Here is a 22,088-nt window from a genome sequence, read left to right as displayed (position 1 = left end):
TCACGCGTGCGCAGCCTGACCGGCGTCGGCCAGGCTGCGCCGCCACGCGGCGGGCGGCTGGCCATACTCCCGACGGAAGGCGCGGCTGAACGAGGTGTCGTTCTGGTAGCCGACTTCCTCGGCCACGCGCGACAGCGGCGCATTGCTTCGCCGCAGCAGGTTGGCTGCCATCACCATGCGCCATTGCGTCAGGTACTGCATCGGTGACGTGCCGACGAGGTGCTGGAAGCGTTCGGCAAGCACCGAGCGCGAGGTGCCGGCGGCACGTGCAAGATCCGCCAGCGTCCAGTCGTGCGCAGGACGCCGGTGCATCGCGTTCAAGGCGCCCCCGACCACACGGTCGCCCAGCCCTGCCAGCCAACCGGCATGGCCGTCGCTCTGGTGCACGTGCTGGCGCAGCATTTCGATGAACAGCAGCTCCGCCAGTTTGGCGAGCAGGCCGTTGCCGCCCGGACGCGGCGATCGCGCCTCGGCCAGCGCGTACTGCACGGATGACTCCAGCCATGGACCGGCATGCGTGTCGCGCAGGCTGACTTTCACGACCGGCGGCAGCCCATCCAGCAACAACCGCGCCAATCGCGTATCGCAGGCCAGATAACCGCAGACGATGCGCGTGGGCGCACCGCCGCCGCCGTACGCGAGCCGCCGCGGGCGGCTGGAGAACAGCTTCTTCAGATCGGCGGCCCCGCGCGGCGGCGGCAGACCCGGCGCCGATGCCATGCGGTGCGCGCAGCCATTGGGGAACATCACCACGTCGCCCGCCTGCGCGTGCACGGAGGGCGCGCCCTCGAGTTCCACCAGGCATTCGCCTTCGGTGATCAGATGGAAGATCACCACCTGTTCCGCCGACGGGTCCAACCACGGCGCCGCCAACGCCGCCTTCGGCGACTGGTAGCACCACGGCGCACTGAACCGCGCGTTGACGAAGAACGCGCCCGACATCTGCACCACCCGCAGGATTTCAGACAGCGCGTCCATCTCAGCTGCCGAGCGCGCTGTCGACGTTGACGGTCACCGTCATGGCTGGCTGTGCGGTCAACGCGCCCTGCATCGGGGAGCGGCGCAGCGCTGTCTCCACAATGGCCGCCAGGCGCGCGGCCTCCACGTCGGCCGCTGCGAGATTGACGGCCACCCGCATGGTCGCCGGACCAGCCTCGATGTCCACGCCGTCGGCAGTGCGCATGCCCAGCAGGCCCCGCGTGTCACTGCGGCTGCCGACATCCACTTCGAGATGATCCAGGGCGACTCCTTCCGCCGCGGCCACCATCGCGATGGCCGTCGTCGCGCAGGCCGCGATACCGGCGCGGAAGTACCAGCCGGGCGAAGGCAGTTCGCCGCTGCCACCCAGTTCGGCCGGCATGTCCGTCTCGATCTGGATGCCTGACGCATGCGTGGCGACGACATGCATGCCGTCCCGCCATCGCGCACGGGCGCTGACGTCGTCGTGCAGGCCCATGTCGGGGCGACGGGTGAAGACGGCGACGGCCCGGCGCATCGCGCCGGCAATGTCGTGTGGTGTACCCATAGATCGGTGCAGCTCCGCGATGTGCAGGTCAGGGACCGGATTGTGCTCCCGATAACGCCGCCCGCCGCGCCGCGCGGCCAGCCGGCGGACGCACGGCAAGGAATTCAGGAGCCCGGGGCGATCGCGCGCACGCCACGGACGCACGGCCAGTTCCGGCAGACGCGGCGTCAGGACAACACATGGACCTGGCCGGCAGTCTGCGCCACCCCAAACCGGAGTTCTCCTGATGAACGCAGTTCCCGCCTCCCTCCCCGCCACCCCCGACCTGGCTGCGATCAAGCAGCGCCAGCAGGCCGCCTGGTCCAGCGGCAACTACGCCGTTGTCGGCACCACCCTGCAGATCGTCGGCGAACAACTGGCCGAAGCCGTCGACCTGCGCTGGGACGAGCACGTGCTCGATGTCGCCGCCGGCAACGGCAATGCCACGCTGGCTGCCGCGCGCAGGGGCGGTCGTGTCGTTTCCACCGACTACGTGCCTGCGCTGCTCGACCTCGGACGCGCCCGTGCAGAGGCGGAGCAACTGCAGGTCGAGTTCCTGCCTGCGGACGCCGAGGCGCTGCCATTCGCCGACGGGAGCTTCGACGTGGTGCTGTCCACCTTCGGCGTGATGTTCACGCCCGACCATGCGCGCGCCGCCGACGAACTGCTGCGCGTATGCCGTCCGGGTGGTCGCATCGGCATGGCCAACTGGACGCCGGACGGCTTCATCGGCCAGATGTTCAAGGTACTGGGCCGTCACCTGCCGCCGCCGGCCGGCGTGCAAGCGCCGTCGCTGTGGGGCACGCATGCGCACCTGCACGCACTGTTCGGTGACCAAGTCAGTGCCCTCTCGGCGACACCGCGCGTGTTCAACTTCCGCTACCGCTCGGCGACGCACATGGTCGATGTTTTCCGTACCTGGTACGGGCCGGTGCAGAAAGCGTTCCAGGCACTGCCGGCAGAGCGTGCCGCGCAGCTCGAAGAAGACCTCATCGCCCTGATGGAGCGCATGCGCGTCGGCCATGGCGATGGCCTGGTGGTGCCCAGCGAGTACCTGGAAACCGTGGTCACCCGCCGGTGAACATGCAGGCGAAACTGCAGCGACGCATCCAGCGATACGGCTGGGACCTGGCGGCGAATCGCTACGACGCGCTGTGGGAGGCGTCGCTGTCGGAGGCACACCGTCGCCTGCTGGCGCTCGCCGTGCCCGTGCGCGGCGAGGCCGTACTCGACGTAGCCTGCGGCACCGGCGTGATCGCGCTGGCGGCCGCGCGCCACGTGGGGCCCGACGGCCGGGTACTAGGCGTGGACATCGCCGAACGCATGGTGGAACAGGCCGTGCAGCGCGCTCGTGACCTGGACGTGGCGAACGCCACCTTCGCGCGCATGGACGGCGAACAGTTGGACATACCCGGCGAAAGCTTCGATGTGGCCTACTGCGCACTGGGGCTGATGTACATGCCCGATCCCGAACAGGCGATGCGCGAGATCCACCGGCTGCTGCGTCCTGGCGGCCGGGTAGCGATCGCGGTGTGGGGCCAGCGCGCCCGCTGCGGGTGGTCGCCGATCTTTCCCCTCGTCGACGAGGAAGTCGCCAGCGACGTGTGCCCGCTGTTTTTCCAGCTTGGCCACGCCGGCATGCTGGACGACCTGTGCACGCGCAGCGGCTTCGTCGATGTGCAGGAGCAGCGCGTCGATGCGGTGCTGGCCTACGCCAGTCGTGAAGAAGCGTGCGATGCCGCCTTCGTCGGCGGTCCGGTGGCGATGGCATGGTCGCGCTTCGATACCGCCACGCGTCGGCGCGTGCAGGCACGCTACCTTCGCGCGATCGCGCCGTGGCGCGTCGGCCAGGGATACCGCATGCCGGGCGAGTTCGTGGTGGCGGTGGCGCGCAAGCCCCCGCGCTGAGCGGGGGGCCTGCCGCATCACGGGGGGCGGCACGATCTTGCGGGAAAGGACGTCAGGGAACGCCCACCTCCCGGACAACGGCCGACGCGGCAAAGGCCAGGCAGTCTGCCAGCGCGGCTCCCGCAGGGGTTCGGCCATCTCCCCGGCCAGCGCAGGGCAATGGCCGCCCGCGCACTCGCGCGACCCGAACCGGGTCCGCAAGGTCCGGAAACCCTTGGAAACAGGAGGCCCGGTGCCCGCCCCTGCCCGCGCGCGGCGGATGCGGGCTATCGTGTACCCCTGCGCATCGCGCCCGCGATCCGTCCCACCCTTTTCCCTGGATACCCCCCTGCCCCATGCCCAAGCCCAACTATTCCTTTGAAAAGCGCCAGCGCGAACTGGCCAAGAAGAAGAAAAAAGACGAGAAAGACGCCAAGAAGCGCGCCGAGCGCGATGCCGCCCGCCCCGACGGCGGTCCCGAGGCGGACGAATCCGGGTCCGACGCCGCACCGGAATGAGTGACGGCGCGGTCCCCGCCGCCCAGGTCTGGGTGGATGCCGATGCCTGCCCGGGGCCGGTGAAGGAGATCCTGTTCCGCGCCGCCGAGCGCGTACGGGTCCAGGTCACGCTGGTGGCCAACCAGTGGCTGCGCACGCCGCCATCGCGTTTCATCCGCGCGCTGCAGGTCCAGGGCGGCTACGACGTGGCCGACGATGCCATCGTCGAACGGGCACAGGCCGGCGACCTGGTCGTCACCCAGGACATCCCGCTGGCGGCGCGCGTGCTGGCCAACGGTGCGCAGGCGATCAATCCGCGCGGCGACCGTTTCACTCCCGACAACATCGCCGAGCGCCTGTCCATGCGGAACTTCATGGACGAACTGCGCGGCGCCGGCGTGCAGACCGGCGGACCGGCGGTCTTCGGCGCGCGCGACCGCCAGGCCTTCGCCAACCAGTTGGACCGCTGGCTGGCCGGGCGCGTCTGACCGTCATGAGCGATCTGGAACTGCGCGCCCCGCTGCACTTGCTGCTGCACGTCCTCGTGCCGCTTGCGGTGGCGCGGCTGTGCTGGCCGAAAGACTGGAAACGCGCTGCGCTGTGGATGCTGACCGCCTGGGTGATCGACCTCGACCACCTGCTCGCCGACCCGGTCTACGCACCCGGCCGCTGCAGTATCGGCTTCCATCCCCTGCACACCTGGCCCGCCATCGCCGTCTATGCCGGCCTGGCCCTGCCCAGGAAGACCCGCTGGTTCGGCATCGGCCTGCTGATCCACATCGTGTTGGACGGCATCGACTGCCTGTTGATGTAGCGACTCACTGCAGCCGGGGCGGCAATGGCCGCGATTGAACGCGATCGGACAATTGGCAGTTGCGCCCGTAGAACACCCTCAATGATGAACTGGCTTCGGCCAGCACTACGTCCGGACACCCGTTGGAATCCACGTCGCCGATGGCAAAGGAATTGTCGAGATAGAAGCTGTTGTACCAAGGATTGTCAGAGGTCGTGACCACGATCGATGCAGCGAATCCGGTCGGCCCCTGCAACACATATCCCATCTGGTTGTTGCTGTTCATCATGGTCACGATGTCGGGATACCCATTCCCATCCAGATCGGCGATCTGGACCGCACCCGGTCGCTCGTAGTAACCCTGGAACGGAATGAACCGATAACCCGCCTGCGGGTTCCCATCGCGCTGGTAATGGATGTGGATGCCTTTGGCCGGTTTGAGCACGTTACCGCCGTCGGACACCAGCAGGTCCGGATTACCGTCACGATCCATGTCGGCAACGGACATGCCCTCCGGTGGAAACGTACTGGTGGACGCCAACGCGATGTCGATCCGGCTGCCCAGTCCGCCTGTGCGGATACCGGGATAGACATGGACATTAGACCAGCCCTGCGCGTTCGTTATGACGACATCGGGAATCCCGTCACCGGTGTAGTCGGCGATCTCGAGGGTGTTGTACCCGGCGAGCGGGGTATCCAGGGACCGACTGCCACGGAATCCTCCCACGCCATCGCTGAAGAAGAGCTCCGCGCCTTCTGCCCAGCTCTGCGCGAATACATCTCGATGGCCGTCGCCATCCAGATCGATTCCGCCCAGCGACAACAAGCGCCGCGGCGAAGAACGGCTGGTGGCGATGAAGGTCTGCCCTGCGCGCTTGAACACCATGATCGCGTTCTCGGTGCCCATGGCAATCTCGGGCAGCCCGTCGTTGTCCAGGTCGACGGCTTCCACGCTACCGCCGCGACCCGAGTAGATCGGAACGCGGTACTCCAGAGGCGTTTCGAGCGTACCGTCCCCCTTCTGCGCATGGACGCGCAGCACAAGCTCACCGAAAGTCGTCGCCGTCATCACGATGTCATTCAGACGATCCCCTGTGACATCAGCCACTACGACCTGCTCCGGCACGAAACTCGCGACCACCGGAGATACGATGACCCGCTCGAAGTGGAAGCCGGACATAGCGTTCAACGCGGGCAAAGGCCCCATGCTGGCAGTGCCGTGCGTCGAAGGCGCCCATAGGACGGGCTGCGACGTGATCGCCGTCCAGGACGGCAGCGCTGCGCCTACCGATCCTTCATCCAGGTAAGTGCGCGCCATGTCGTCAACGATCGCCTCGGCGTCCTGCATCCGCCGGTGCTCTGGCTCCAGCAGCCAACCTAGGAACAACAGCAAACTACCGGCCGCCAAGCAAGCCGCAAAAGATCTCAAGACGCCCACGCGGTCCCCCTCCCCCCTCTAGCGCAATGCAGCATCCCATGCAGGGCCTGCTGCCCGCAATCGCACCACTGCCTGGGCTTCCCCATACGCCGCATCCCTGGCAAGCGATCGCGGTGTAAGCCGTACCGCTCCTGTCGTTCGGCATCGGCCTGCTGATCCACATCGTGTTGGACGGCATCGACTGCCTGTTGATGTAGCGCGGGCCGCCCAATCTGACCCGTGCGTTCAGTTCCAGCGACCCGTTTCCGGCGGGAACACGCCGGGGGGCGTACCATGGGGCGGCTGTCTTCTCCTGCGTCCCGTCCGACCGCCGACAACGTCGCCCGCTGCGCTTTCCTCCATGCGTCACGACCCCACGGGGTGGACGCCTCACCGGGAGCGCTCCATGCCTCGCGACCCCTTGCCTGCCCTTCCCCGCCGTGGCGTTCCGCCTCGCGGTGGTTGGCTGCGCCCGGCATCGCGACCATGAACGCCGTCGCCGTCCCGCTGTGCGAGCGCTGCGATGCCGTGTGCTGCCGGCTGACCGTGGTCCTGCAGCCGGAAGACCGGGTGCCCGAGCACCTGACCGCCTGCACCGACGCCGGCCTGCACGTGATGGCGCGCGATGAGGAAGGCTGGTGCGTGGCGATCGACGCGGCGCGCATGTGCTGCTCGATCTACGAGACCCGCCCCGACATCTGCCGTCGCTTCGTCATGGCCGGCCCCTACTGCCGCGATGTGCGTGCCGACTACCTCGATCGCACATCGCGCGGCATCCCGCTCACCCTCTACTGAAGGAACTCCCATGGCCCGACCCCGCAAGAACGCCTCAGCTGACGCCCCCACCGACAGCGCCCAGGGCGCCAGCCGCGTGTTCGCCCGTCGCCCCGCGAGCCCGCGTGGCGCACTGACCAGCGACACCATCGCCGCCGACATGGACGCATTCCGCCTGGCCGGCGGCGCCATCGAAGTGCTCGGCACCACCCGGGTGCTGCGCAAGGTCGGCGCCGCCGACGCGTAGACGCCAACGCACGACGACGTCATCGAGCGCGAGACGGGCGCGCCCGAGAGCGGGCAGGCTCGCGGCGTCGTTGCTCAATCGCCCGATCGTGGCGCCTGGCAGGTGCCGGCCGTCACGCAGGGAACGCAGTCATCGTCCTCGCGATTGCTTTCCGCAATCTCCGCCAGCGCGGCGCGCATGGCCGCGGGATGGGCCTGGCGGGGAATCGGTGCGACGAAGGAATTCAGCGTCCTGCGCCCCTTGAATAGACCGCCAGCTCGCGCCCGCCGTGGCGATACCCGGTGAACTCCCAGACCTGGCCGGCCTCGCCCTGGAGCGTTTCCACCGTGTCGACCAGCGACGCCGCAAGCACGTCGCCATGTCCGGGAAACGGCAGCGGGCCTGAGCCGGCCCGCACGCATCACTGCGGGAACACCGGCTCCAGCATCCGGAACGTCCCGGCATCGGCATCCATCTCCACCTTGCCGCCTACCGGCACGATGAACTGCTGGCGGATGTGGCCGATCATCGCGCCGCGGTAGGTCGGCACCTTCAGCGGCAGGAAGTAATCGTCGAAGATCTGCGGCAGCGTCAGCGAGCCGTAGCCGCCGCCGGGATCGCACTCGGTGCATTCGCCGAAGATGATGCCCTTGACCTTGTCCAGCGCCCCCATCAGGCGCAGCGTGCTGAGCATGCGGTCGATGCGGTACGGCGCCTCGGACACGTCCTCCAGGAACAGGATCTTGCCGCTGAAGTCCGGCAGGTACGGCGAGCCGGCCAGCGCGGTCAGCACGGTCAGATTGCCGCCCACCAGCTCGCCCTGCGCCTTGCCGCCGGTGATCGTCACCGTGCGGTTCTTGCGCTGCACCAGTTCATCGCCCTTGTCGGCGCTGTTGGCGTACTGCATCTGCTCGCGCTGGAAGAACACCCGGCGGAACTGGTCCGCGTTGAAGGTGTTCCAGCTGCCGATGCCGATGGGGCCATGGAAGCTGACCAGCCCCGCCTGCGACAGAAGCGCGTTGTGCAAGGCGGTGATGTCCGAATAGCCCAGCAGGATCTTCGGATTGCGGCGGATCATGGCGTAGTCGAGGAGCGGCAGCAGCCGCGCCGCACCGGAACCGCCGCGCGCGCAGACGATCGCCTTCACCTCGCGGTCGGCGAACATCGCGTTGAGATCGCCGGCCCGCTCCCCATCCTGGCCGGCGAGATGGCCATAGCGCGATGCGAGATGCGGCGCCACCTTGACCTTCAAGCCCAACGCTTCCATCGCTTCGCGGGCGAGCTGCAGGTCGAACGGTTCGTCGGTGGCGCCCGACGGACTGACCAGCGCCACGGTGTCGCCGGGATTCAGCGCCGGCGGCAGCAGGCGCGCGCGCGACGGCGCTGCCGAGGCGGTGGAACCGACCGCGAACGGCACGGTGGATGCAGCGGCCATCAGGGCCGCACTGCCAAGGAAATGTCGCCTGTTCATGCCACCTCGATTGGACATCGCATGGATCGGGCCTTCATCCTAACCGCTGCGGCGCGGCGGGCGCATGCACGCATGGCCGCGGCATCTCCGCTCCGCCGTGAAGCACCGGTAATCGTCCGATGATGCGAAGGGAGGCAAGCCCATGGCCAGGATCCAGCGACCGTTCTATCCCATCATCTACGTCCGCGGTTACGCGATGACCCGCGACGAGGTGATCCAGACCACGTCCACGCCTTACATGGGCTTCGAGGCCGGCTCCACCAAGATCCGCCAGGCGCAGGACGGGCGCATCGTGAAGTTCGTGTTCGAATCGCCGCTGGTACGGCTGATGAAGGACTACGACTACCGCGACACCTATGCGGCCGGCGCCGAGAACGCCGGCAAGCTGTCGCCGCGCAGCATCGTGATCCACCGCTACTACGACGCCGCCGATCCCGCCTTCGGCGACGGCAAGGCGCTGTCCATCCCCGATGCCGCCAAGGCGCTGGCCGCGCGCATCACCGAACTGCGCGAGCGCATCTGTGGCAACAGCGAGGCCGACCGCAAGGCCTTCCGCGTCTACCTGGTGGCGCATTCGATGGGCGGACTGATCTGCCGCTGCCTGCTGCAGAACCCGGACATCGCCAGCGCCGAGGTGCGCGGGCTGGTCGACAAGGTGTTCACCTACGCCACCCCACACAACGGTATCGAGATGGGCGGCATCAACGTGCCCAGCCTGCTGTCGATCAACGACATGGACAATTTCAACCGCGGCGTGATGGCCAAATACCTCAAGGTACCGAAGGACAAGGTCAACACACTGGGCGATTCCGGGTTCCCGCCCGAGCGTTTCTTCAGCCTGGTCGGCACCAACAGCCGGGATTACGCGGTGGCGCATGGCCTGTCGTCGATGGCCGCCGGGCAGATGAGCGACGGGCTGGTGCGGATCGAGAACGCCTACGTGGCGAACAGCCCGCGTGCCTTCGTCAACCGCAGCCACAGCGGCTTCTTCGGCATCGTCAATTCCGAGGAGGGTTATCAGAACCTCTCGCGCTTCCTGTTCGGCGACCTCAGCGCCACCGCCCGGCTGGACATCAGCGCGCTGCCGTTCCCGCCGGAGATCGAGCAGGCGCGCAAGCGCGGCAAGAAGATCGCCTCGTCGTACTACATCGAGACCACGGTGGCGCCGCGCGGCGCCTACACCTACGACCTGACCTCGCGCACCAAGGCGCACGAGAGCGCGGTGCGCCGCGAGTACGCGGAGCTGTTCGGCCCGGACGGCACGCTCATCCGCAACGCGCGTGCGCCGGTGCTGTTCTCGGTCTATCTGGACAGCTCGAAGATCACCGCCGGCAGCGAAGTGTCCTTCTCGATCGACCTAGCGGTGTCCACTGCCGGTTACGAAGTCGACGGCGCCCTCTTCCTCAAGCAGCACATCCCGGGCGAGTACCTGTTCCGCGACACCCTGGTGCTGTTCGCCAAGCGCGACGACGCTGGCCACTGGGCGCTGCGTTACGTCTGGGCGGACGAACACTGGGCCACCGGTCCGAAGAACGCCGCCGAGGTGGCGCGCATGGGCAGCAAGGCGGTCGGCGCCACCCAGGCCACGCCCATGCTGTTCGCCGTGCCGGTGGTGTCGAACAAGGGCTTCCAGGCCCAGCTGAGCATCGCGCTGGCGCCCTGGGCCTAGCGGCGTCGCGTCCGCCGGAATCCCGCGCGGACGGATGCTCCCTCGCCTGTCGATTTCCGGTCCTGCCGGTCGTCGTGGAAGAGAGGCGGACACATCGATCCGCCGGGAAGCACAACCATGCGCCGACTCATCGTGGCCGCCATGACCAGCGTCGACGGCGTCATCCAGGCGCCAGGCGGCCCGGACGAAGATCGCAGCGGCGGCTTCGCGCACGGCGGCTGGGTGTGGCCGTATGAGGGCGACGACGAGGCGATGGACGGCCTGTTCGCGCACCCTTTCGCGCTGCTGCTGGGACGCCGCACCTACGACATCTTCGCCGGCTACTGGCCGCAGGTGGCCAGCGATGCGCCGCACGGCGGCATCGCCGACGCCTTCAACGGCGTCACCAAGTACGTCGCCACCCACCGTCCCGAGACGCTGGCGTGGCAGCACAGCCATGCGCTGGGCGCCGACATCGTCCCGGCCGTGCGTGCGCTGAAACACCGCGACGGGCCGGATCTGATCACCCAGGGCAGCAGCGAGCTGGTGCACCAACTGCTCGCCACCGACCTGGTGGACGAACTGCGTCTGCTGGTCTATCCCCTGCTGCTCGGTCGCGGCAAGCGGCTGTTCGACGACGGCACGCAGCCGGCGGCGTTCCGGCTGGCAGCCACGCGTACCACGCCGGCCGGCGTGGTGATCGGCCGCTATCTGCGCGATGGCGACGTGCGCAGCGGCTCGTTCGCCCATGACTGATGCCCATGCTTCACCCCTTCCTTTCACCCCCGCGCGATGATCGCGCGCACCCCCTTCATCCCACCCGACACCGAGCACACCATGACCCCGAAGAACACGATCTGTCTCTGGTACAACCACGATGCCGAAGAAGCCGCGAACTTCTACGCGAAGACCTTCCCCGACAGTGCAGTGAAAGCCGTGCACCGCGCGCCGGCCGACTATCCGTCCGGCAAGGAAGGCGATGTGCTGACGGTGGAGTTCACCGTCTGCGGTATTCCCTGCATCGGCCTGAACGGCGGCGAGGCGTTCACGCACAGCGAGGCCTTCTCGTTCCAGATCGCCACCGATGACCAGCAAGAAACCGACCGGCTGTGGAACGCCATCGTCGGCCACGGCGGCCGCGAGAGCGCCTGCGGCTGGTGCAAGGACAAGTGGGGCCTGAACTGGCAGATCACCCCGCGCGTGCTGACCGACGCCATGGCCAACCCGGACCCCGCGGTGGCCAAACGCGCCTTCGAGGCGATGATGACGATGCAGAAGATCGACGTGGCAAGGATCGAGGCGGCGGTCCGCGGCTGAGCGGGCTTCAGGCCCGGGCGTCAGCGCCGGCAGGTGTTGACGCCCAGCAGCCGGTACAGCGGGCAGACGTTGAACAGGCCGGTGGCCAACGGCACCACGCCGAGCCAGGCCCACCATGGACCGCCGATCAGCGCCCAGCCGATCAGCACCGCGCCGACGACCACGCGCACGCCCTTGTCGAAACCGCCCACGTTCGCGTTCATCGCGCCACCTCCTGACAGGAGCCTCCAGCGTCGCGCGGACGCGCTGTGTGCGCATTGATCGCGATCAACCGGACAATGCGCAGGCACCCGTGCCGGAATCAGCGGCGTCCGCGCCGGCGGCGATCAAGCCAACCCAAGACCCGCTGCGCACTCAGCCCGTGCATCAGGATCGACAGCACCACCACCAGGCACACCACCGCCCACAACGCCGGCGCCTCTTCAAAGTCCGCCTGATGCGTCGCGAACGCCAGGTAGTAGAACGAACCGATCCCGCGCACGCCGAACACGGCGATCGTCCAGCGGTCGCGGGCCGGCAGTCGCAGGCCCCACAGGCCCAGCCAGCCGGCCAACGGCCGCACCAGCAGCACGAAGACCAGCGCGAACACGATCTCCCGCCACCCCAGCGCGTGCAGGATGCCGCTGGCCAGGGCCCCGCCCAGCAACAACAACAGCAGCGCCATCAGCAGGTTCTCGCACTGGTGGGCGAAACGGTCGAGGGTGGCGTGGTAGGCATGGTCGCGCTCGGACTGGCGCATCACCAGCGCGGCCACGAACACGGCGAGGAACCCATAGGCATGGCACAGCTCGGCCACGCCATAGACCAGCAGCGTGATCGCCAGCGCTGCCAGGCCATCCTCGCTGCCGGACAGCGTCGGCTCGCGCTCGCTGCGGAAGATCAGGTGCATCAGCCCGTAGCCGACCACCGCACCGATCGCGACGCCCCCCAGCACGCGCCAACCCACGTCCAGCAGCAACCAGCGGCTCCATGCCATCGGTTCGCCCGCCGCCTCCAGCGCCAACGCCACGGCCAGCCAGACGAAGGGAAACGCCAGGCCGTCGTTGAGCCCGGCTTCGGACGTCAGGGCGAAGCGCACCGGATCCTCGCCGCCCTCGCCGGGCGGATGCACCTGCACGTCCGACGCCAGCACCGGATCGGTCGGCGCGAGTACCGCGCCGAGCAGCACGGCGGCGGCCACGCCATAGCCCAGCCAAACCTGCCCCAGCCACAGGCCGGCCAGGATGGTCAGCGGCATGGTGATGCCGAGCAGCCGCCACGTCACCGCCCACGCACGCCAGCCGAAGCGGGTGTCGATGCGCAGCCCCACCCCGGTCAGCGCCACCAGGACAGCCAGCTCGGTCAGGCGCTCGGCCACCGCCGGGAAGCGCATCGGGTCGGCGGGCGGCAACGGCAGCGGCAGGGCGTAAAGGCCAGCGCCCACCAGCACGTAGACGATGGGAAGCGTCAGCGGATGCCGCGCCAGCAGGTGCGGCATCCACGCCGCTCCCAGCAGGGCGAGTCCGATCAGCGTCAGCGCGAGCACATAGGCATCCATCGCTGCAGTATCGCCAGTGCGCCCCCGGCGGCGTTGACGCGCGGTTCACGCCCGGCGCAGCGCTGCGCCGGGATGACCTCCGGCAGGTCCGGCGCATGACCTCTGCGCCATGAAGCTGTCGTAGCGCTCTGTATACTCGGTCACGCTTGGCGGGTGCCCCTACCCGTCGCGAATCACGGAGCGATGTCATGGGTCTTGTACAGGCGGTGGTGGGTGCGGTCGGTGGCGTGCTGGGCGACCAGTGGAAGGACTTCTACACGGTGCCGCAGGGCCTGCCCTCGACGGCGGCGCTGTTCGGCGCGGTGCCGCAGGGCACCAACGCCGGGCGCGGTTCCAACACCAGCGGCTCGTCCAACATCATCACCAACGGCTCGAAGATCGTCGTGCCCGAAGGCTACGGCCTGCTGCTGATGCAGGACGGCGCGATCACCGCGTTCGTCGCCGAGCCGGGCGGCTACGAGTGGCGCTCGGACGACCTCAACTCCAAGTCGATCTTCGCCGGCGACGGCATCGTGTCGACCTTCATCACCCAGAGCTGGGAGCGCTTCAAGTTCGGCGGTCAGCCGGGCTCGCAGCAGGCTGCGTTCTTCGTCTCGCTGAAGGAACTGCCTGACAACCGCTTCGGCACGCAGTCCGAGATCTATTGGGACGACGGCTTCCTCAACACCCAGGTCGGCGCGGTCACGCGCGGCTCGTACACGCTGAAGATCGTCGACCCCATCCTGTTCGTGAAGAACTTCGTGCCGGCCAGCTACCTGCAGCCGGGCAAGGTGTTCGACTTCACCGACCTGGACAACGCGGCCGCCGGCCAGTTGTTCAACGAGGTGGTCGGCTCGCTCGCCCCGGCCTTCAGCCTGTACACCAACGATCCGTCCAAGGGTAACCGCATCACCAAGCTGCAGCAGGATTCGCTGGGCTTCGCGCAGAGCCTGTCGGCGGCGGTCGAACAGGGCTACCAGTGGAAGTCGGATCGTGGGCTGGCCATCGTCAAGACCGCCATCGTCTCCATCGAGTACGACGCCAACACGCGTGAGTTGCTGAAGACCGTGCAGCGCGCCGATGCGCTGTCCGGTGCACGCGGCAATTCCAACCTGCAGGCCAGCGTGGCCCAGGGCATCCAGTCCGCCGGCGAGACCGGTGGCGCCGCCGGCCTGATGGGCGTGGGCATGGCCAGCGGCATGATGGGCATCGGCAACATGCAGCAACCGGTCGCGCCCGCCGCGCCCGCGGCGGACGATCCGGTGGCCAAGCTGAAGAAGGCCAAGGAAATGCTCGACCTCGGCCTGATCACCCAGTCCGACTACGACGCGCTGAAGGCGAAGGCCCTGGGCCTGTAAGCGGACGCACGCATGTCCACCCCCCACCGTCCGGCGCCACCGCCGTTGCCGCCGGTCCCTCCTGTGTCGGGCCCCGGCTCGCCGCAGGAGGTGCCACCGCTGCCCGGGACCTTCCCGGTCGATCCCGCCACCCTGCCCGACGCGATCCGCGAGGAAATCGAGGCGCCCGATCCGGTCGCCCTCGACACCGCCGCGGCCGAGCTGAAGGACGGCCTGAACCGCTGCCCGAAGTGCGGCGCCACCGACATCCGCCACAAGCCGGGCAGCGACGTGCTGGTCTGCCTGTACTGCCGCAACGAATGGGTGGGCGCGCGGGTCGAGGAGGAGTTCGGCCTGGGCGAAGGGCTGGACCAGTTGCGCGGCACCGTGATCGCCAGCGGCGCGCGCGCCATCGATGCCGATGTCGCCAGCCTGATGACCTTCAAGTGCACCGGCTGCGGCGCCGAGGTGATGGTCAACACCGAAAGCACCATGACCGCCCGCTGCCACTGGTGCCGCCACGTGTTCGGCGTCAACGAGCAGATCGCCAACGGCGCCGTGCCCGACGCCGTGCTGCCGTTCCGCATCAAGAAGGACGATGCGGTCGCGCGCATCCGCCAATTCGTCGACAAGCGCCGGCTGTTCGCGCTGAAGGCGTTCAAGGACGAGTTCTCGCCCGAGAACGTCGTCGGCGTCTACCTGCCCTACATGATCGTCGACGGCAACGCCAGCGCCGAGCTCGCCGGCAAGGGCGAGATCCTCACCCGCACCTACACGCGCGGCACCGACAAGAACAAGAAGACCTACTACGACGCCGACGTCTACCAGGTGGAGCGCGCGGTGGACTTCACCGTCGACGACCTGCCGCTGGAATCCTCCCGCGAGCGCGGCAACCTGGACGTCAAGGTCAACACGCAGAACATCATCAACACCATCCTGCCGTTCGACACCAAGAACGCGGTGAAGTGGAACGCCTCCTACCTGTCCGGCTTCACCTCGGAAAAGCGCGACACCGACGTCGAACAGCTGCGCCCGCGGCTGGAAGACCAGCTGCTGTCGATCGCCCGCGCGCAGGTGGAAGGCTCCGTCCACCGCTATGACCGCGGCGTGCGCTGGGAACAGGAACGCCTGGACGTGCACGGCACGCGCTGGGTGTCGATGTACCTGCCGGTCTGGCTGTATTCGTACCACCAGCCCGGCAAGAACGGCGGCCTGCTGCACTACATCGCCGTCAACGGCCGCACCGGCGAAACGATGGGCAGCGTGCCCGTGCAACAGTGGAAACTGCTGCTCACCGCGCTGACCGTGGGCACCTTCCTGGAGGGCATCGCCCTCTGGATCATCTGGGCAGGCGCATGAGCGACGACAACGGCCTATGGCTGCTGGCATTGGGCCCCACCGGCGCCGCCGCGCTGTACTGGGCGATCTACCGCTACTACCGCAACACCGACAAGTCGCACGCCTTCGAGCGCGAGACCGAGGTGGTGGCCAAGCCGGTCACCGGCAGCGACCGCAAGATCGACGAGGTCAAGGGCACCCAGCGCACCCGCATCGATGGCGACAACCTGCGTGCCTACCGCCAGCGCGTGACGCGCATCCGCGGCGACGACGGCTGAGTCGGCCGTTCCCCGATCCGCGAGCCACCGCGGCGCACGCCTTGCGCGGAGCACCGGCGCATCCGGCCGATCGATGCCCACTCTCCGTGGTCGCCACCCGCGTGGCGATCAGGCATTGAAACCGCCATCGACGGTGATGATCGAGCCGGTCATGAAGCCGGCGGCAGGACTGGCGAGAAACGTCACCGCGGCGGCAATGTCGGCAGGAGCGCCGTAACGGCCGAGCGATGTGAAGCGGCGGTTGATATCCGCCCAGGCCCCGTCCGCCGGGTTCTGGTCGGTATCGATGGGACCGGGTTGCACCAGGTTGACAGTGATGCCCTGCGGGCCCAGGTCGCGTGCAAGGCCACGCGTCAACGCCAGCATCGCCGACTTGGTCATCGAATAGACGGTCAGGCCGGGGAACGGCACACGCTCCGCCACGCAGGACCCGATGGTGATGATGCGGCCGCCGGCCGGCAGATGCGGCAGCGCGGCCTGCGAAGCGAGCACCGCCGCACGCGCGTTCACGTGCAGCAGCGCATCGATGTCCTCCAGGCGCATCTGCGCGAACTGGCCGTCGCGGGATATGCCAACGTTGTTCACCAGGATATCCAGTCCGCCGATGCCGCTCACGGTCTCGTCGATCGAGCGCCGGATCGCCGCCGGATCCGCACTGTCCGCGCGGATCGCGACACCGCGCCTGCCCGTCGCCTGGATACTCCGCACGACCGACGCCGCTGCGTCCGCCGAGTTGAGATAGGTGATCGCCACATCGGCTCCGCGTTCGGCCAGGGCCAGCGCGATACCGGCGCCGATGCCGCGCGACGCACCCGTGACCAGCGCTCGCCTGCCGCGCAGGTCTTGCGACGGTGCGCTACCGGCCGGAGTACGGCTGCGGCCGGGCGTCGCGGCGGTGGCCCTGTCGCTGGCCGCGACGGTGAGCGCGGCAACCCCGGCCGCCATGCCCATCACAACGTCGCGCCGGGTGCTGTCGAAAGGTGTCCTGTCGTTCACGGGATTCTCCGGGTCTGGTGGGAAAGGATCATGCGTACACCCGCTGCCGCATGCCGGTATCCGCCGCTCGCTCCACGGCGGCGATCAGGCGGCGGTTGTGCGCGGCGTGCGCGAAGCCGGGGGTGTGGAACGTGCCCGCTGCGATATCGCGCGCAAGACTGGCGTAGACCTCGCCGACGTTGATGGCCGCGCCATTCCAGAAGGCCGCGGCGGTCGGACCCACGCCGTCGGCGACGGGCGCATCCGGCCTGTCGAAGGGCACGCTGGCCGTCAGCGCCAGGTCGCCGACCTGCGCGCCGGCCGGGTGATGGCCGCTCAGTCGCAGCGAACCCGCCGAGCCCCGCACCTCGATGACGAAGTGCGGATCGTGTTCGACGCCCGCCAGCACCTGCACGGACACCGATGCGTCCCGCGCGGTCGCGGCGATCAGGTCGACATGGTCGGGAATCTCGCGGGCCGAGGCCGCACCGGTATCGACGACCGCGATCTGCGGCCACACCGTCCGGGTCCGCGCATCGACCTCGACGATCCCGCCCAGCAGTGCCTCGATGATGTCCAGCACATGCGCGACGGTGATCGTCAGGAAGCTGGCGCCCGACGCGCGCTTGTTGAAGTAGTCGTAACGGCTGAGCGTGGTCGGCCCGAAGCCGAAGGTCGTGGCCCGCACCTGCGCCGACAGCACGTGCCCGATCGCGCCGGACGCGATCAACGCGATCGCGCGCCGCACCGAGGGGTTGTGGCGGCCCTGCAGGCCGATGGCGGTGTGCCGTCCCGCCGCGGCGGCGGCCATCGCATCGGTTTCCTGCAGCGTGGCGCCCAGCGGGGCTTCGCAGTAGACGGCCTTGTTCGCCGCCAGGGCGGCCATCACCAGCGCATGGTGGTCCGGCACCTTCACCGCGACGGTGACCACGTCGATGCTGTCGTCGGCGATCAGCGCCAGCGGATCGCCATAGGCCCGCTCGGCGCCGAAGGCGGCGGCGGCAGCCTGCGCGCTGGCGTCGCGACGGGTGGCGACGGCAGCGAGCACCAGCGACGGCTGTGCCGCAAGCGCGGGAACATGGGAAGCGCCGGCCCAGCTGGCCTGTGCATCGGCACCGATGATGCCGACGCGGAGAGGTCGGTTCGACATGGGGGAGTGTCCTGGCATGGCTTGGGGAGATCAGGAGTGGGCGGGAGGCATGGCCTGCCCGACGAAGCGACACGTTACGAGGGGGATTCCCTCAGAAAAATCCCAAAAATCAGACGAGAGTTGTAAGCAGAGGTTTAAGATGCCGACATGAATCCTTCCCTCCTTCCCGCCCTGGCCTGGTTCGCGCTGGTCACCGAGCACGGCAGCTTCTCGCGCGCGGCACAGGCCATGGGGGTGTCTCCCGCGGCGCTGTCGCAAAGCCTCAAGTCGCTGGAGCGCGAGCTGGGCGTACGCCTGCTCTACCGCACCACCCGGCACATGTCGCTGACGGAAGCGGGCCAGCGCCTGTACGACACGCTGCGCCCCGCGCTGGGACAGATCACGCGTGCGGTCGACACGGTGGACGATGCGGACGCGGCGCCCTCAGGCCTGCTGCGGATCAACACCTCGCGACTTGCGGCGAAGGGACTGATCGAACCGCACCTGCGGGAGTTCCACGCACGGTATCCGGCGATCACGCTGGAGCTGGTGATGGCCGATGGCATGTCGAACATCATCGCGGACGGGTGCGATGCCGGTATCCGGCTCGGCCAGACCCTGGCCGAGCACATGGTGGCCGTGCCGGTCAGTCCGCCGCTGTCGATGGCGGTGGCCGCGTCACCGGACTACCTGGCGCGCCACGGGGTGCCGCCGACACCTTCTGACCTGGTGCACCACAACTGCCTGAACTACCGCTTCGTCGGCAGCGGTACCCTGCACGACTGGGAGTTCAGTGATCCGGCAGAACCCGGCCGGCCGTTCACCCGCTCTGTCGCCGGCAGCCTGGTCACCAATGACGACGGCAGCATGATCCGCGCGGCGCTGCAGGGCCTGGGCCTGATGCAGGTGGTCGACCTGGCGATCCGCGCGCCCCTCGCCGACGGCCGTCTGGTGCGCGTCCTGGCCGCATGGACGCATCGCCATGCCGGCTTCTACCTGTATGCCCCGTCGCGAGAGCACATGCCGGCGAAGGTGCGCGCGCTGATCGATTTCCTGGTGGAGAAGCGCGACGGCATCGCCGCGTTGTGAGGCGTCTTTTCCCGCAGCGTCGACGTGCCCGCAGGCCGGACACGAGGCGCTTCCCTCCATGCCACCCTTCCGCCGACGAACACCGGCATGCCCTGCCCGTTGTCCCGTGCGCGCTCGCTGACCCGGCGGCGAGACGACGTCACGCTTTGTGTCCCCGCGCCTGCACGACGCGCCGCTTTGGGTCACACTGCGCGCCTGTCGCGTGCGCCCGCCGCGAACCCGCTCACACAAGGACGCCGTGAAGACCCCTGCCAGCCTGCTGATGCTGATCGACGAAGGCGTCATCGACGAGGTGCTGCGCCCGCTCAAGAGCGGCAAGGAAGCGGCCGTGTACGTGGTGCGGTCCGGCGACGACGTGCGCTGCGCCAAGGTCTACAAGGACATGGCGCAGCGCAGTTTCCAGAAGCGCGCGCAGTACCAGGAAGGCCGCAAGTCGCGCGGCAGCCGCGAGGCGCGCGCGGTCGCCACCGGCAGCCGCTACGGCCGCAAGCAGCAGGAAGCCGAGTGGAAGAATGCCGAGGTCGATGCGCTGTACCAGCTGCGCGAAGCCGGCGTGCGCGTGCCGGAGCCGTACGGCTTCTTCCATGGCGTGCTGGTGATGGAACTGGTCACCGACGCCGAGGGCTTCTCCGCGCCCCGCCTGGGCGAGGTGGAACTGACGCCCGAACAGGCCCGCGACTACCACGCCATCCTGGTGCGGCAGGTGGTGCGCATGCTCTGCTGCGGCCTGATCCACGGCGACCTGTCGGCGTACAACGTGCTGGTCGGTCCCGACGGCCCGGTGGTGATCGACTTCCCGCAGGTGGTCAGCGCCGCCGGCAACAACGCCGCGCGCACCATGCTGCTGCGCGACGTCAACAACCTGACCGCCACGCTGGGCCGCTGGGCGCCGGACCTGCTCGATACCTGGTACGGCGAAGAAATGTGGGTGCTGTTCGAAGCCGGCACGCTGTTGCCCGACACCCCACTGACCGGCAAGTTCACGCCCGACGAACGCAGCGTCGACCTCGATGGCGTGCGCGATGCGATCAACGACGCGCGCGAGCTGGCGCTGATCCGTCAGCAGGGCCGCGAGGCGCAGGACGAGGATTGATCGCGCGCCGCTGGCCGCGCGACGGCATCACGCCTGCCCCGCCTCCACCGCATCGGCCAGCCTCGGGAACACCGGCTTGAACCCCAGCTCATCGCGGATGCGCTGCGTGTCCATCACCGCTGCGAAGGCCTGTGCGCGTTCGGGATCGCTGCCATCCGGCGGCGGATGACCGACCGACGCGAACAGCGTGGCAAGGTCGGGCGCTTCATCATCGGCCACGTTGTAGACGCGATGCGCAGGTGATGGCGCCGCGAGCAGGCGGCTCACCGCCTGCGCCACATCCGCATGGTGGCCGAGCGACATGCGCTGCGTCGGCGGGAACGTACGCATGAACGGCACCGCCTCCGCGATATGCGGGTCGCCGTCGCCGTAGACGAACGGCAGGCGCAGGATGCGCGCATCCAGGCCGTCGATATCCAGCAGCATGCGCTCGGCAGCGAGCTTGCTCCGTGGGTAGGCATCCCGCGGCGCGCACGCATCGTCCTCATGCGCGGGGACACCGCCGTTCGGGCCATAGACCAGACCTGTGCTGGTGAACACGAAACGCCGCACGCCGGCATCGCGGGCGGCCTGCGCCAGATGCTGCGTGCCCAGGTTGTTCACCGCATGCGCTTCTTCCGGCGTGGCGCCGCGGAAGAACGCCGCGCAATGCACCACCGCCTCCACGCCCTGCACGGCCGCCGGCAGCGACGCTGGCTGCATCAGGTCGCCGACGACGAGCTGGATGCCGTGATCGGACAATCCGGTTGCACGTGCAGCGTCGCGCACCAGGGCACGCACGGTGTGACCCTGCTGCACCAACCGCTTCGCAAGCCTGCTTCCCACTTTTCCGGTCGCGCCGGTGATCAGTATGTTCTTGTTCATGCGGGCCACGATAATCGGCGGACATCGCCGCGCATTGGAAAAATCGGCCATCGCATGCGGGTTGCGGCCCGCCGGACGCGGCCATCACAATGCCGCATGCCGTCTGTCCTCCCCCGCTCCCCCGTGACCCCTGCCGCTATCGATGCCGCCCCGCGTCCGGTCGTCGCGTGGACGGTAAGCGAGTACCCGCGCGACCGGCAGCGCGTCGCCATCCCGCAGGTGGAAGCGCAGATCGTCGTGCGCTTCGGCCCGACCCTGCCCGACGGCGTCGACGTGCATGCGGTGGGGCCCCGCACCCAGGTGCAGCGCAAGTTCATCCGTGGCGGACAGCGCGCGGTGCTCGCGCGCCTGCGACCCGGCACCTACGAAGCCGCCCTGAGCATCTCCGCCACCGAGTTGCCAAGCACGCCGGTGCCGCTGGACGCCTTGTGGGGACCGGCCGCCGTCCACCGCCTGCGCGAACAACTGGCCGATGCCGCCGATACGCAGGCCGCCGGCGCGATGCTGGAAGCGGCAGTGTCGGCGCGTGCGGCGCGGCAGCCTACGCTCGATGTGGCACCGGCGTTCCTCCCCGCGGCGCTGGATCGGCTGCAGGTCGCCAGCCTCAGCCAGGTCGTGCGCGAGTTGGGTATCAGCGAGCGCCACCTGCGCCGCGTGCTGCACGACACACTCGGCCTCAGCCCCAAGACCTATGCACGCCTGAAGCGCTTCGCGCAGGCGGTGCGCGTCGCGCAATCCACCGACACGGTCAACTGGTCCGCCATCGCCGCCGACACCGGCTACTACGACCAGGCCCACCTGATCGCCGAGTTCCACGCCATCGCCGGCAACACACCGCGCGCGTTGCTGGCGGAGCTGCGCGAGGCCGATGCCGACGCAGCCGATCGCCGACCCGACGTACTCCCGCTTCCGTAGGCTGGATTGATAAACCCGAC

Annotated in this window: 26 protein-coding genes; 16 read left to right on the top strand and 10 right to left on the bottom strand. The window is 68.6% G+C overall.

The annotated features are described in order from the left end of the window. Together ASD77_RS13545 and ASD77_RS13540 are read right to left on the bottom strand one after the other, a co-directional pair. Positions 1-978: an AraC family transcriptional regulator gene (locus tag ASD77_RS13545; RefSeq protein WP_055942667.1), complete on the bottom strand. Its 978-nt coding sequence runs from the start codon at positions 976-978 to the stop codon at positions 1-3. Position 979: 1 nt separating this feature from the next. Further along, positions 980-1,525, bottom strand: a complete 546-nt coding sequence (locus ASD77_RS13540) for an OsmC family protein (RefSeq protein ID WP_055942663.1) — start codon at positions 1,523-1,525, stop codon at positions 980-982. A gap of 226 nt (positions 1,526-1,751) precedes the next feature. Between ASD77_RS13540 and ASD77_RS13535 the strand changes: the two genes are divergently transcribed. From ASD77_RS13535 to ASD77_RS13520, 5 genes are all read left to right on the top strand, one after another. Continuing rightward, complete coding sequence (locus tag ASD77_RS13535; protein WP_055942660.1) at positions 1,752-2,585, top strand: class I SAM-dependent methyltransferase; 834 nt, start codon at positions 1,752-1,754, stop codon at positions 2,583-2,585. Positions 2,586-2,587: 2 nt separating this feature from the next. After that, positions 2,588-3,412: a methyltransferase domain-containing protein gene (locus tag ASD77_RS13530; protein WP_055942657.1), complete on the top strand. Its 825-nt coding sequence runs from the start codon at positions 2,588-2,590 to the stop codon at positions 3,410-3,412. Positions 3,413-3,747: 335 nt separating this feature from the next. Next, on the top strand, positions 3,748-3,909 hold the full coding sequence (locus ASD77_RS18400) for a hypothetical protein (protein ID WP_200947400.1): 162 nt from the start codon (positions 3,748-3,750) through the stop codon (positions 3,907-3,909). Further along, entirely contained in the window at positions 3,906-4,376 is a 471-nt protein-coding gene (locus ASD77_RS13525; RefSeq protein WP_055942654.1) for a YaiI/YqxD family protein, read from the top strand. Before ASD77_RS18400 ends, ASD77_RS13525 begins: the two co-directional genes overlap by 4 nt. A 14-nt stretch (positions 4,377-4,390) precedes the next feature. After that, positions 4,391-4,702 carry a DUF6122 family protein gene (locus tag ASD77_RS13520; RefSeq protein ID WP_156383666.1) on the top strand — a complete coding sequence of 104 codons (312 nt, stop codon included), beginning with the start codon at positions 4,391-4,393 and terminating at the stop codon, positions 4,700-4,702. A 4-nt stretch (positions 4,703-4,706) separates the two neighbouring features. Here ASD77_RS13520 and ASD77_RS13515 read toward each other — a convergent pair whose 3' ends face one another. Further along, a complete protein-coding gene (locus ASD77_RS13515; protein WP_055942647.1) occupies positions 4,707-6,029 on the bottom strand; it encodes a VCBS repeat-containing protein in 1,323 nt (440 codons plus the stop codon). A 555-nt stretch (positions 6,030-6,584) separates the two neighbouring features. On the opposite strand from ASD77_RS13515, the gene ASD77_RS13510 reads away from it, so the two are divergent. Next, the gene (locus ASD77_RS13510) at positions 6,585-6,893 is read left to right on the top strand and encodes a YkgJ family cysteine cluster protein (RefSeq protein ID WP_055943476.1); all 309 of its coding nucleotides are present in this window, start codon (positions 6,585-6,587) and stop codon (positions 6,891-6,893) included. Between the two features lie 10 nt (positions 6,894-6,903). Beyond that, entirely contained in the window at positions 6,904-7,119 is a 216-nt protein-coding gene (locus tag ASD77_RS13505; protein WP_055942643.1) for a hypothetical protein, read from the top strand. Positions 7,120-7,342: 223 nt separating this feature from the next. Here the strand turns inward: ASD77_RS13505 and ASD77_RS18185 are convergent, their stop codons facing one another. Both ASD77_RS18185 and ASD77_RS13500 read right to left on the bottom strand, forming a co-directional pair. After that, positions 7,343-7,516, bottom strand: coding sequence for a hypothetical protein (locus ASD77_RS18185; RefSeq protein WP_156383639.1), 174 nt, complete (start codon positions 7,514-7,516; stop codon positions 7,343-7,345). A gap of 3 nt (positions 7,517-7,519) precedes the next feature. Continuing rightward, positions 7,520-8,569 carry an LD-carboxypeptidase gene (locus ASD77_RS13500; RefSeq protein WP_055942640.1) on the bottom strand — a complete coding sequence of 350 codons (1,050 nt, stop codon included), beginning with the start codon at positions 8,567-8,569 and terminating at the stop codon, positions 7,520-7,522. Positions 8,570-8,711: 142 nt separating this feature from the next. Here ASD77_RS13500 and ASD77_RS13495 point away from each other — a divergent pair, with 142 nt between their 5' ends. The 3 genes from ASD77_RS13495 (at position 8,712) to ASD77_RS13485 (ending at position 11,534) form a co-directional block, all read left to right on the top strand. Continuing rightward, positions 8,712-10,238, top strand: a complete 1,527-nt coding sequence (locus ASD77_RS13495) for a hypothetical protein (RefSeq protein ID WP_055942637.1) — start codon at positions 8,712-8,714, stop codon at positions 10,236-10,238. 117 nt (positions 10,239-10,355) lie between these two features. After that, complete coding sequence (locus ASD77_RS13490) at positions 10,356-10,973, top strand: dihydrofolate reductase family protein (RefSeq protein WP_055942633.1); 618 nt, start codon at positions 10,356-10,358, stop codon at positions 10,971-10,973. Positions 10,974-11,054: 81 nt separating this feature from the next. After that, a complete protein-coding gene (locus ASD77_RS13485) occupies positions 11,055-11,534 on the top strand; it encodes a VOC family protein (protein WP_055943473.1) in 480 nt (159 codons plus the stop codon). A gap of 20 nt (positions 11,535-11,554) precedes the next feature. On the opposite strand, the gene ASD77_RS13480 is transcribed toward ASD77_RS13485, so the two are convergent. Both ASD77_RS13480 and ASD77_RS13475 read right to left on the bottom strand, forming a co-directional pair. Continuing rightward, on the bottom strand, positions 11,555-11,737 hold the full coding sequence (locus ASD77_RS13480) for a DUF2892 domain-containing protein (RefSeq protein WP_055942631.1): 183 nt from the start codon (positions 11,735-11,737) through the stop codon (positions 11,555-11,557). A gap of 98 nt (positions 11,738-11,835) precedes the next feature. Further along, positions 11,836-13,071 carry a cation:proton antiporter gene (locus tag ASD77_RS13475; protein ID WP_055942629.1) on the bottom strand — a complete coding sequence of 412 codons (1,236 nt, stop codon included), beginning with the start codon at positions 13,069-13,071 and terminating at the stop codon, positions 11,836-11,838. Between the two features lie 188 nt (positions 13,072-13,259). Here ASD77_RS13475 and ASD77_RS13470 point away from each other — a divergent pair, with 188 nt between their 5' ends. Genes ASD77_RS13470 through ASD77_RS13460 form a run of 3 tightly spaced genes read left to right on the top strand, consistent with a single transcriptional unit; the run spans position 13,260 to position 16,003 of the window. Further along, positions 13,260-14,408 (top strand): SPFH domain-containing protein, encoded by a 1,149-nt coding sequence (locus ASD77_RS13470; protein WP_055942626.1) that lies wholly within the window; start codon positions 13,260-13,262, stop codon positions 14,406-14,408. 12 nt (positions 14,409-14,420) lie between these two features. Continuing rightward, positions 14,421-15,746: a hypothetical protein gene (locus ASD77_RS13465; RefSeq protein WP_055942623.1), complete on the top strand. Its 1,326-nt coding sequence runs from the start codon at positions 14,421-14,423 to the stop codon at positions 15,744-15,746. After that, a complete protein-coding gene (locus ASD77_RS13460; RefSeq protein ID WP_055942619.1) occupies positions 15,743-16,003 on the top strand; it encodes a hypothetical protein in 261 nt (86 codons plus the stop codon). Before ASD77_RS13465 ends, ASD77_RS13460 begins: the two co-directional genes overlap by 4 nt. A 108-nt stretch (positions 16,004-16,111) precedes the next feature. On the opposite strand, the gene ASD77_RS13455 is transcribed toward ASD77_RS13460, so the two are convergent. Next, entirely contained in the window at positions 16,112-16,954 is an 843-nt protein-coding gene (locus ASD77_RS13455) for an SDR family oxidoreductase (protein ID WP_200947399.1), read from the bottom strand. Positions 16,955-17,027: 73 nt separating this feature from the next. Next, positions 17,028-18,128 (bottom strand): Gfo/Idh/MocA family oxidoreductase, encoded by a 1,101-nt coding sequence (locus tag ASD77_RS13450; RefSeq protein WP_055942616.1) that lies wholly within the window; start codon positions 18,126-18,128, stop codon positions 17,028-17,030. Positions 18,129-18,275: 147 nt separating this feature from the next. Here ASD77_RS13450 and ASD77_RS13445 point away from each other — a divergent pair, with 147 nt between their 5' ends. Continuing rightward, on the top strand, positions 18,276-19,196 hold the full coding sequence (locus ASD77_RS13445; RefSeq protein ID WP_055942613.1) for a LysR family transcriptional regulator: 921 nt from the start codon (positions 18,276-18,278) through the stop codon (positions 19,194-19,196). Positions 19,197-19,434: 238 nt separating this feature from the next. After that, positions 19,435-20,289, top strand: a complete 855-nt coding sequence (locus ASD77_RS13440; RefSeq protein ID WP_055942608.1) for a PA4780 family RIO1-like protein kinase — start codon at positions 19,435-19,437, stop codon at positions 20,287-20,289. Positions 20,290-20,316: 27 nt separating this feature from the next. Here the strand turns inward: ASD77_RS13440 and ASD77_RS13435 are convergent, their stop codons facing one another. After that, a complete protein-coding gene (locus ASD77_RS13435) occupies positions 20,317-21,153 on the bottom strand; it encodes an NAD-dependent epimerase/dehydratase family protein (protein WP_082563297.1) in 837 nt (278 codons plus the stop codon). Between the two features lie 123 nt (positions 21,154-21,276). Between ASD77_RS13435 and ASD77_RS13430 the strand changes: the two genes are divergently transcribed. Next, positions 21,277-22,068, top strand: coding sequence for an AraC family transcriptional regulator (locus tag ASD77_RS13430; protein ID WP_055942604.1), 792 nt, complete (start codon positions 21,277-21,279; stop codon positions 22,066-22,068). The last annotated feature ends 20 nt before the right edge of the window (positions 22,069-22,088 follow it).

Origin of the sequence: Pseudoxanthomonas sp. Root65, from assembly GCF_001427635.1 — a bacterium.
Classification (GTDB): domain Bacteria; phylum Pseudomonadota; class Gammaproteobacteria; order Xanthomonadales; family Xanthomonadaceae; genus Pseudoxanthomonas_A.
The sequence above is the reverse complement of the archived record's forward strand: the minus strand, read 5'-3'. Positions and strand labels throughout refer to the sequence as shown.

What these genes read in the sequence shown, in the direction of transcription:
- ASD77_RS13495 (WP_055942637.1), top strand. Translation starts at nt 8,712, where the DNA reads ATGGCCAGGATCCAGCGACCGTTCTATCCCATCATCTACGTCCGCGGT.
- ASD77_RS13505 (WP_055942643.1), top strand. Translation starts at nt 6,904, where the DNA reads ATGGCCCGACCCCGCAAGAACGCCTCAGCTGACGCCCCCACCGACAGC.
- ASD77_RS13485 (WP_055943473.1), top strand. Translation starts at nt 11,055, where the DNA reads ATGACCCCGAAGAACACGATCTGTCTCTGGTACAACCACGATGCCGAA.
- ASD77_RS13540 (WP_055942663.1), bottom strand. Translation starts at nt 1,525, where the DNA reads ATGGGTACACCACACGACATTGCCGGCGCGATGCGCCGGGCCGTCGCC.
- ASD77_RS13500 (WP_055942640.1), bottom strand. Translation starts at nt 8,569, where the DNA reads ATGAACAGGCGACATTTCCTTGGCAGTGCGGCCCTGATGGCCGCTGCA.
- ASD77_RS13535 (WP_055942660.1), top strand. Translation starts at nt 1,752, where the DNA reads ATGAACGCAGTTCCCGCCTCCCTCCCCGCCACCCCCGACCTGGCTGCG.
- ASD77_RS13475 (WP_055942629.1), bottom strand. Translation starts at nt 13,071, where the DNA reads ATGGATGCCTATGTGCTCGCGCTGACGCTGATCGGACTCGCCCTGCTG.
- ASD77_RS18400 (WP_200947400.1), top strand. Translation starts at nt 3,748, where the DNA reads ATGCCCAAGCCCAACTATTCCTTTGAAAAGCGCCAGCGCGAACTGGCC.
- ASD77_RS13480 (WP_055942631.1), bottom strand. Translation starts at nt 11,737, where the DNA reads ATGAACGCGAACGTGGGCGGTTTCGACAAGGGCGTGCGCGTGGTCGTC.
- ASD77_RS13510 (WP_055943476.1), top strand. Translation starts at nt 6,585, where the DNA reads ATGAACGCCGTCGCCGTCCCGCTGTGCGAGCGCTGCGATGCCGTGTGC.
- ASD77_RS13530 (WP_055942657.1), top strand. Translation starts at nt 2,588, where the DNA reads ATGCAGGCGAAACTGCAGCGACGCATCCAGCGATACGGCTGGGACCTG.
- ASD77_RS13525 (WP_055942654.1), top strand. Translation starts at nt 3,906, where the DNA reads ATGAGTGACGGCGCGGTCCCCGCCGCCCAGGTCTGGGTGGATGCCGAT.
- ASD77_RS13545 (WP_055942667.1), bottom strand. Translation starts at nt 978, where the DNA reads ATGGACGCGCTGTCTGAAATCCTGCGGGTGGTGCAGATGTCGGGCGCG.
- ASD77_RS13470 (WP_055942626.1), top strand. Translation starts at nt 13,260, where the DNA reads ATGGGTCTTGTACAGGCGGTGGTGGGTGCGGTCGGTGGCGTGCTGGGC.
- ASD77_RS13445 (WP_055942613.1), top strand. Translation starts at nt 18,276, where the DNA reads ATGAATCCTTCCCTCCTTCCCGCCCTGGCCTGGTTCGCGCTGGTCACC.
- ASD77_RS13450 (WP_055942616.1), bottom strand. Translation starts at nt 18,128, where the DNA reads ATGTCGAACCGACCTCTCCGCGTCGGCATCATCGGTGCCGATGCACAG.
- ASD77_RS13465 (WP_055942623.1), top strand. Translation starts at nt 14,421, where the DNA reads ATGTCCACCCCCCACCGTCCGGCGCCACCGCCGTTGCCGCCGGTCCCT.
- ASD77_RS13515 (WP_055942647.1), bottom strand. Translation starts at nt 6,029, where the DNA reads ATGCAGGACGCCGAGGCGATCGTTGACGACATGGCGCGCACTTACCTG.
- ASD77_RS13455 (WP_200947399.1), bottom strand. Translation starts at nt 16,954, where the DNA reads ATGGGCATGGCGGCCGGGGTTGCCGCGCTCACCGTCGCGGCCAGCGAC.
- ASD77_RS13460 (WP_055942619.1), top strand. Translation starts at nt 15,743, where the DNA reads ATGAGCGACGACAACGGCCTATGGCTGCTGGCATTGGGCCCCACCGGC.
- ASD77_RS13435 (WP_082563297.1), bottom strand. Translation starts at nt 21,153, where the DNA reads ATGAACAAGAACATACTGATCACCGGCGCGACCGGAAAAGTGGGAAGC.
- ASD77_RS13490 (WP_055942633.1), top strand. Translation starts at nt 10,356, where the DNA reads ATGCGCCGACTCATCGTGGCCGCCATGACCAGCGTCGACGGCGTCATC.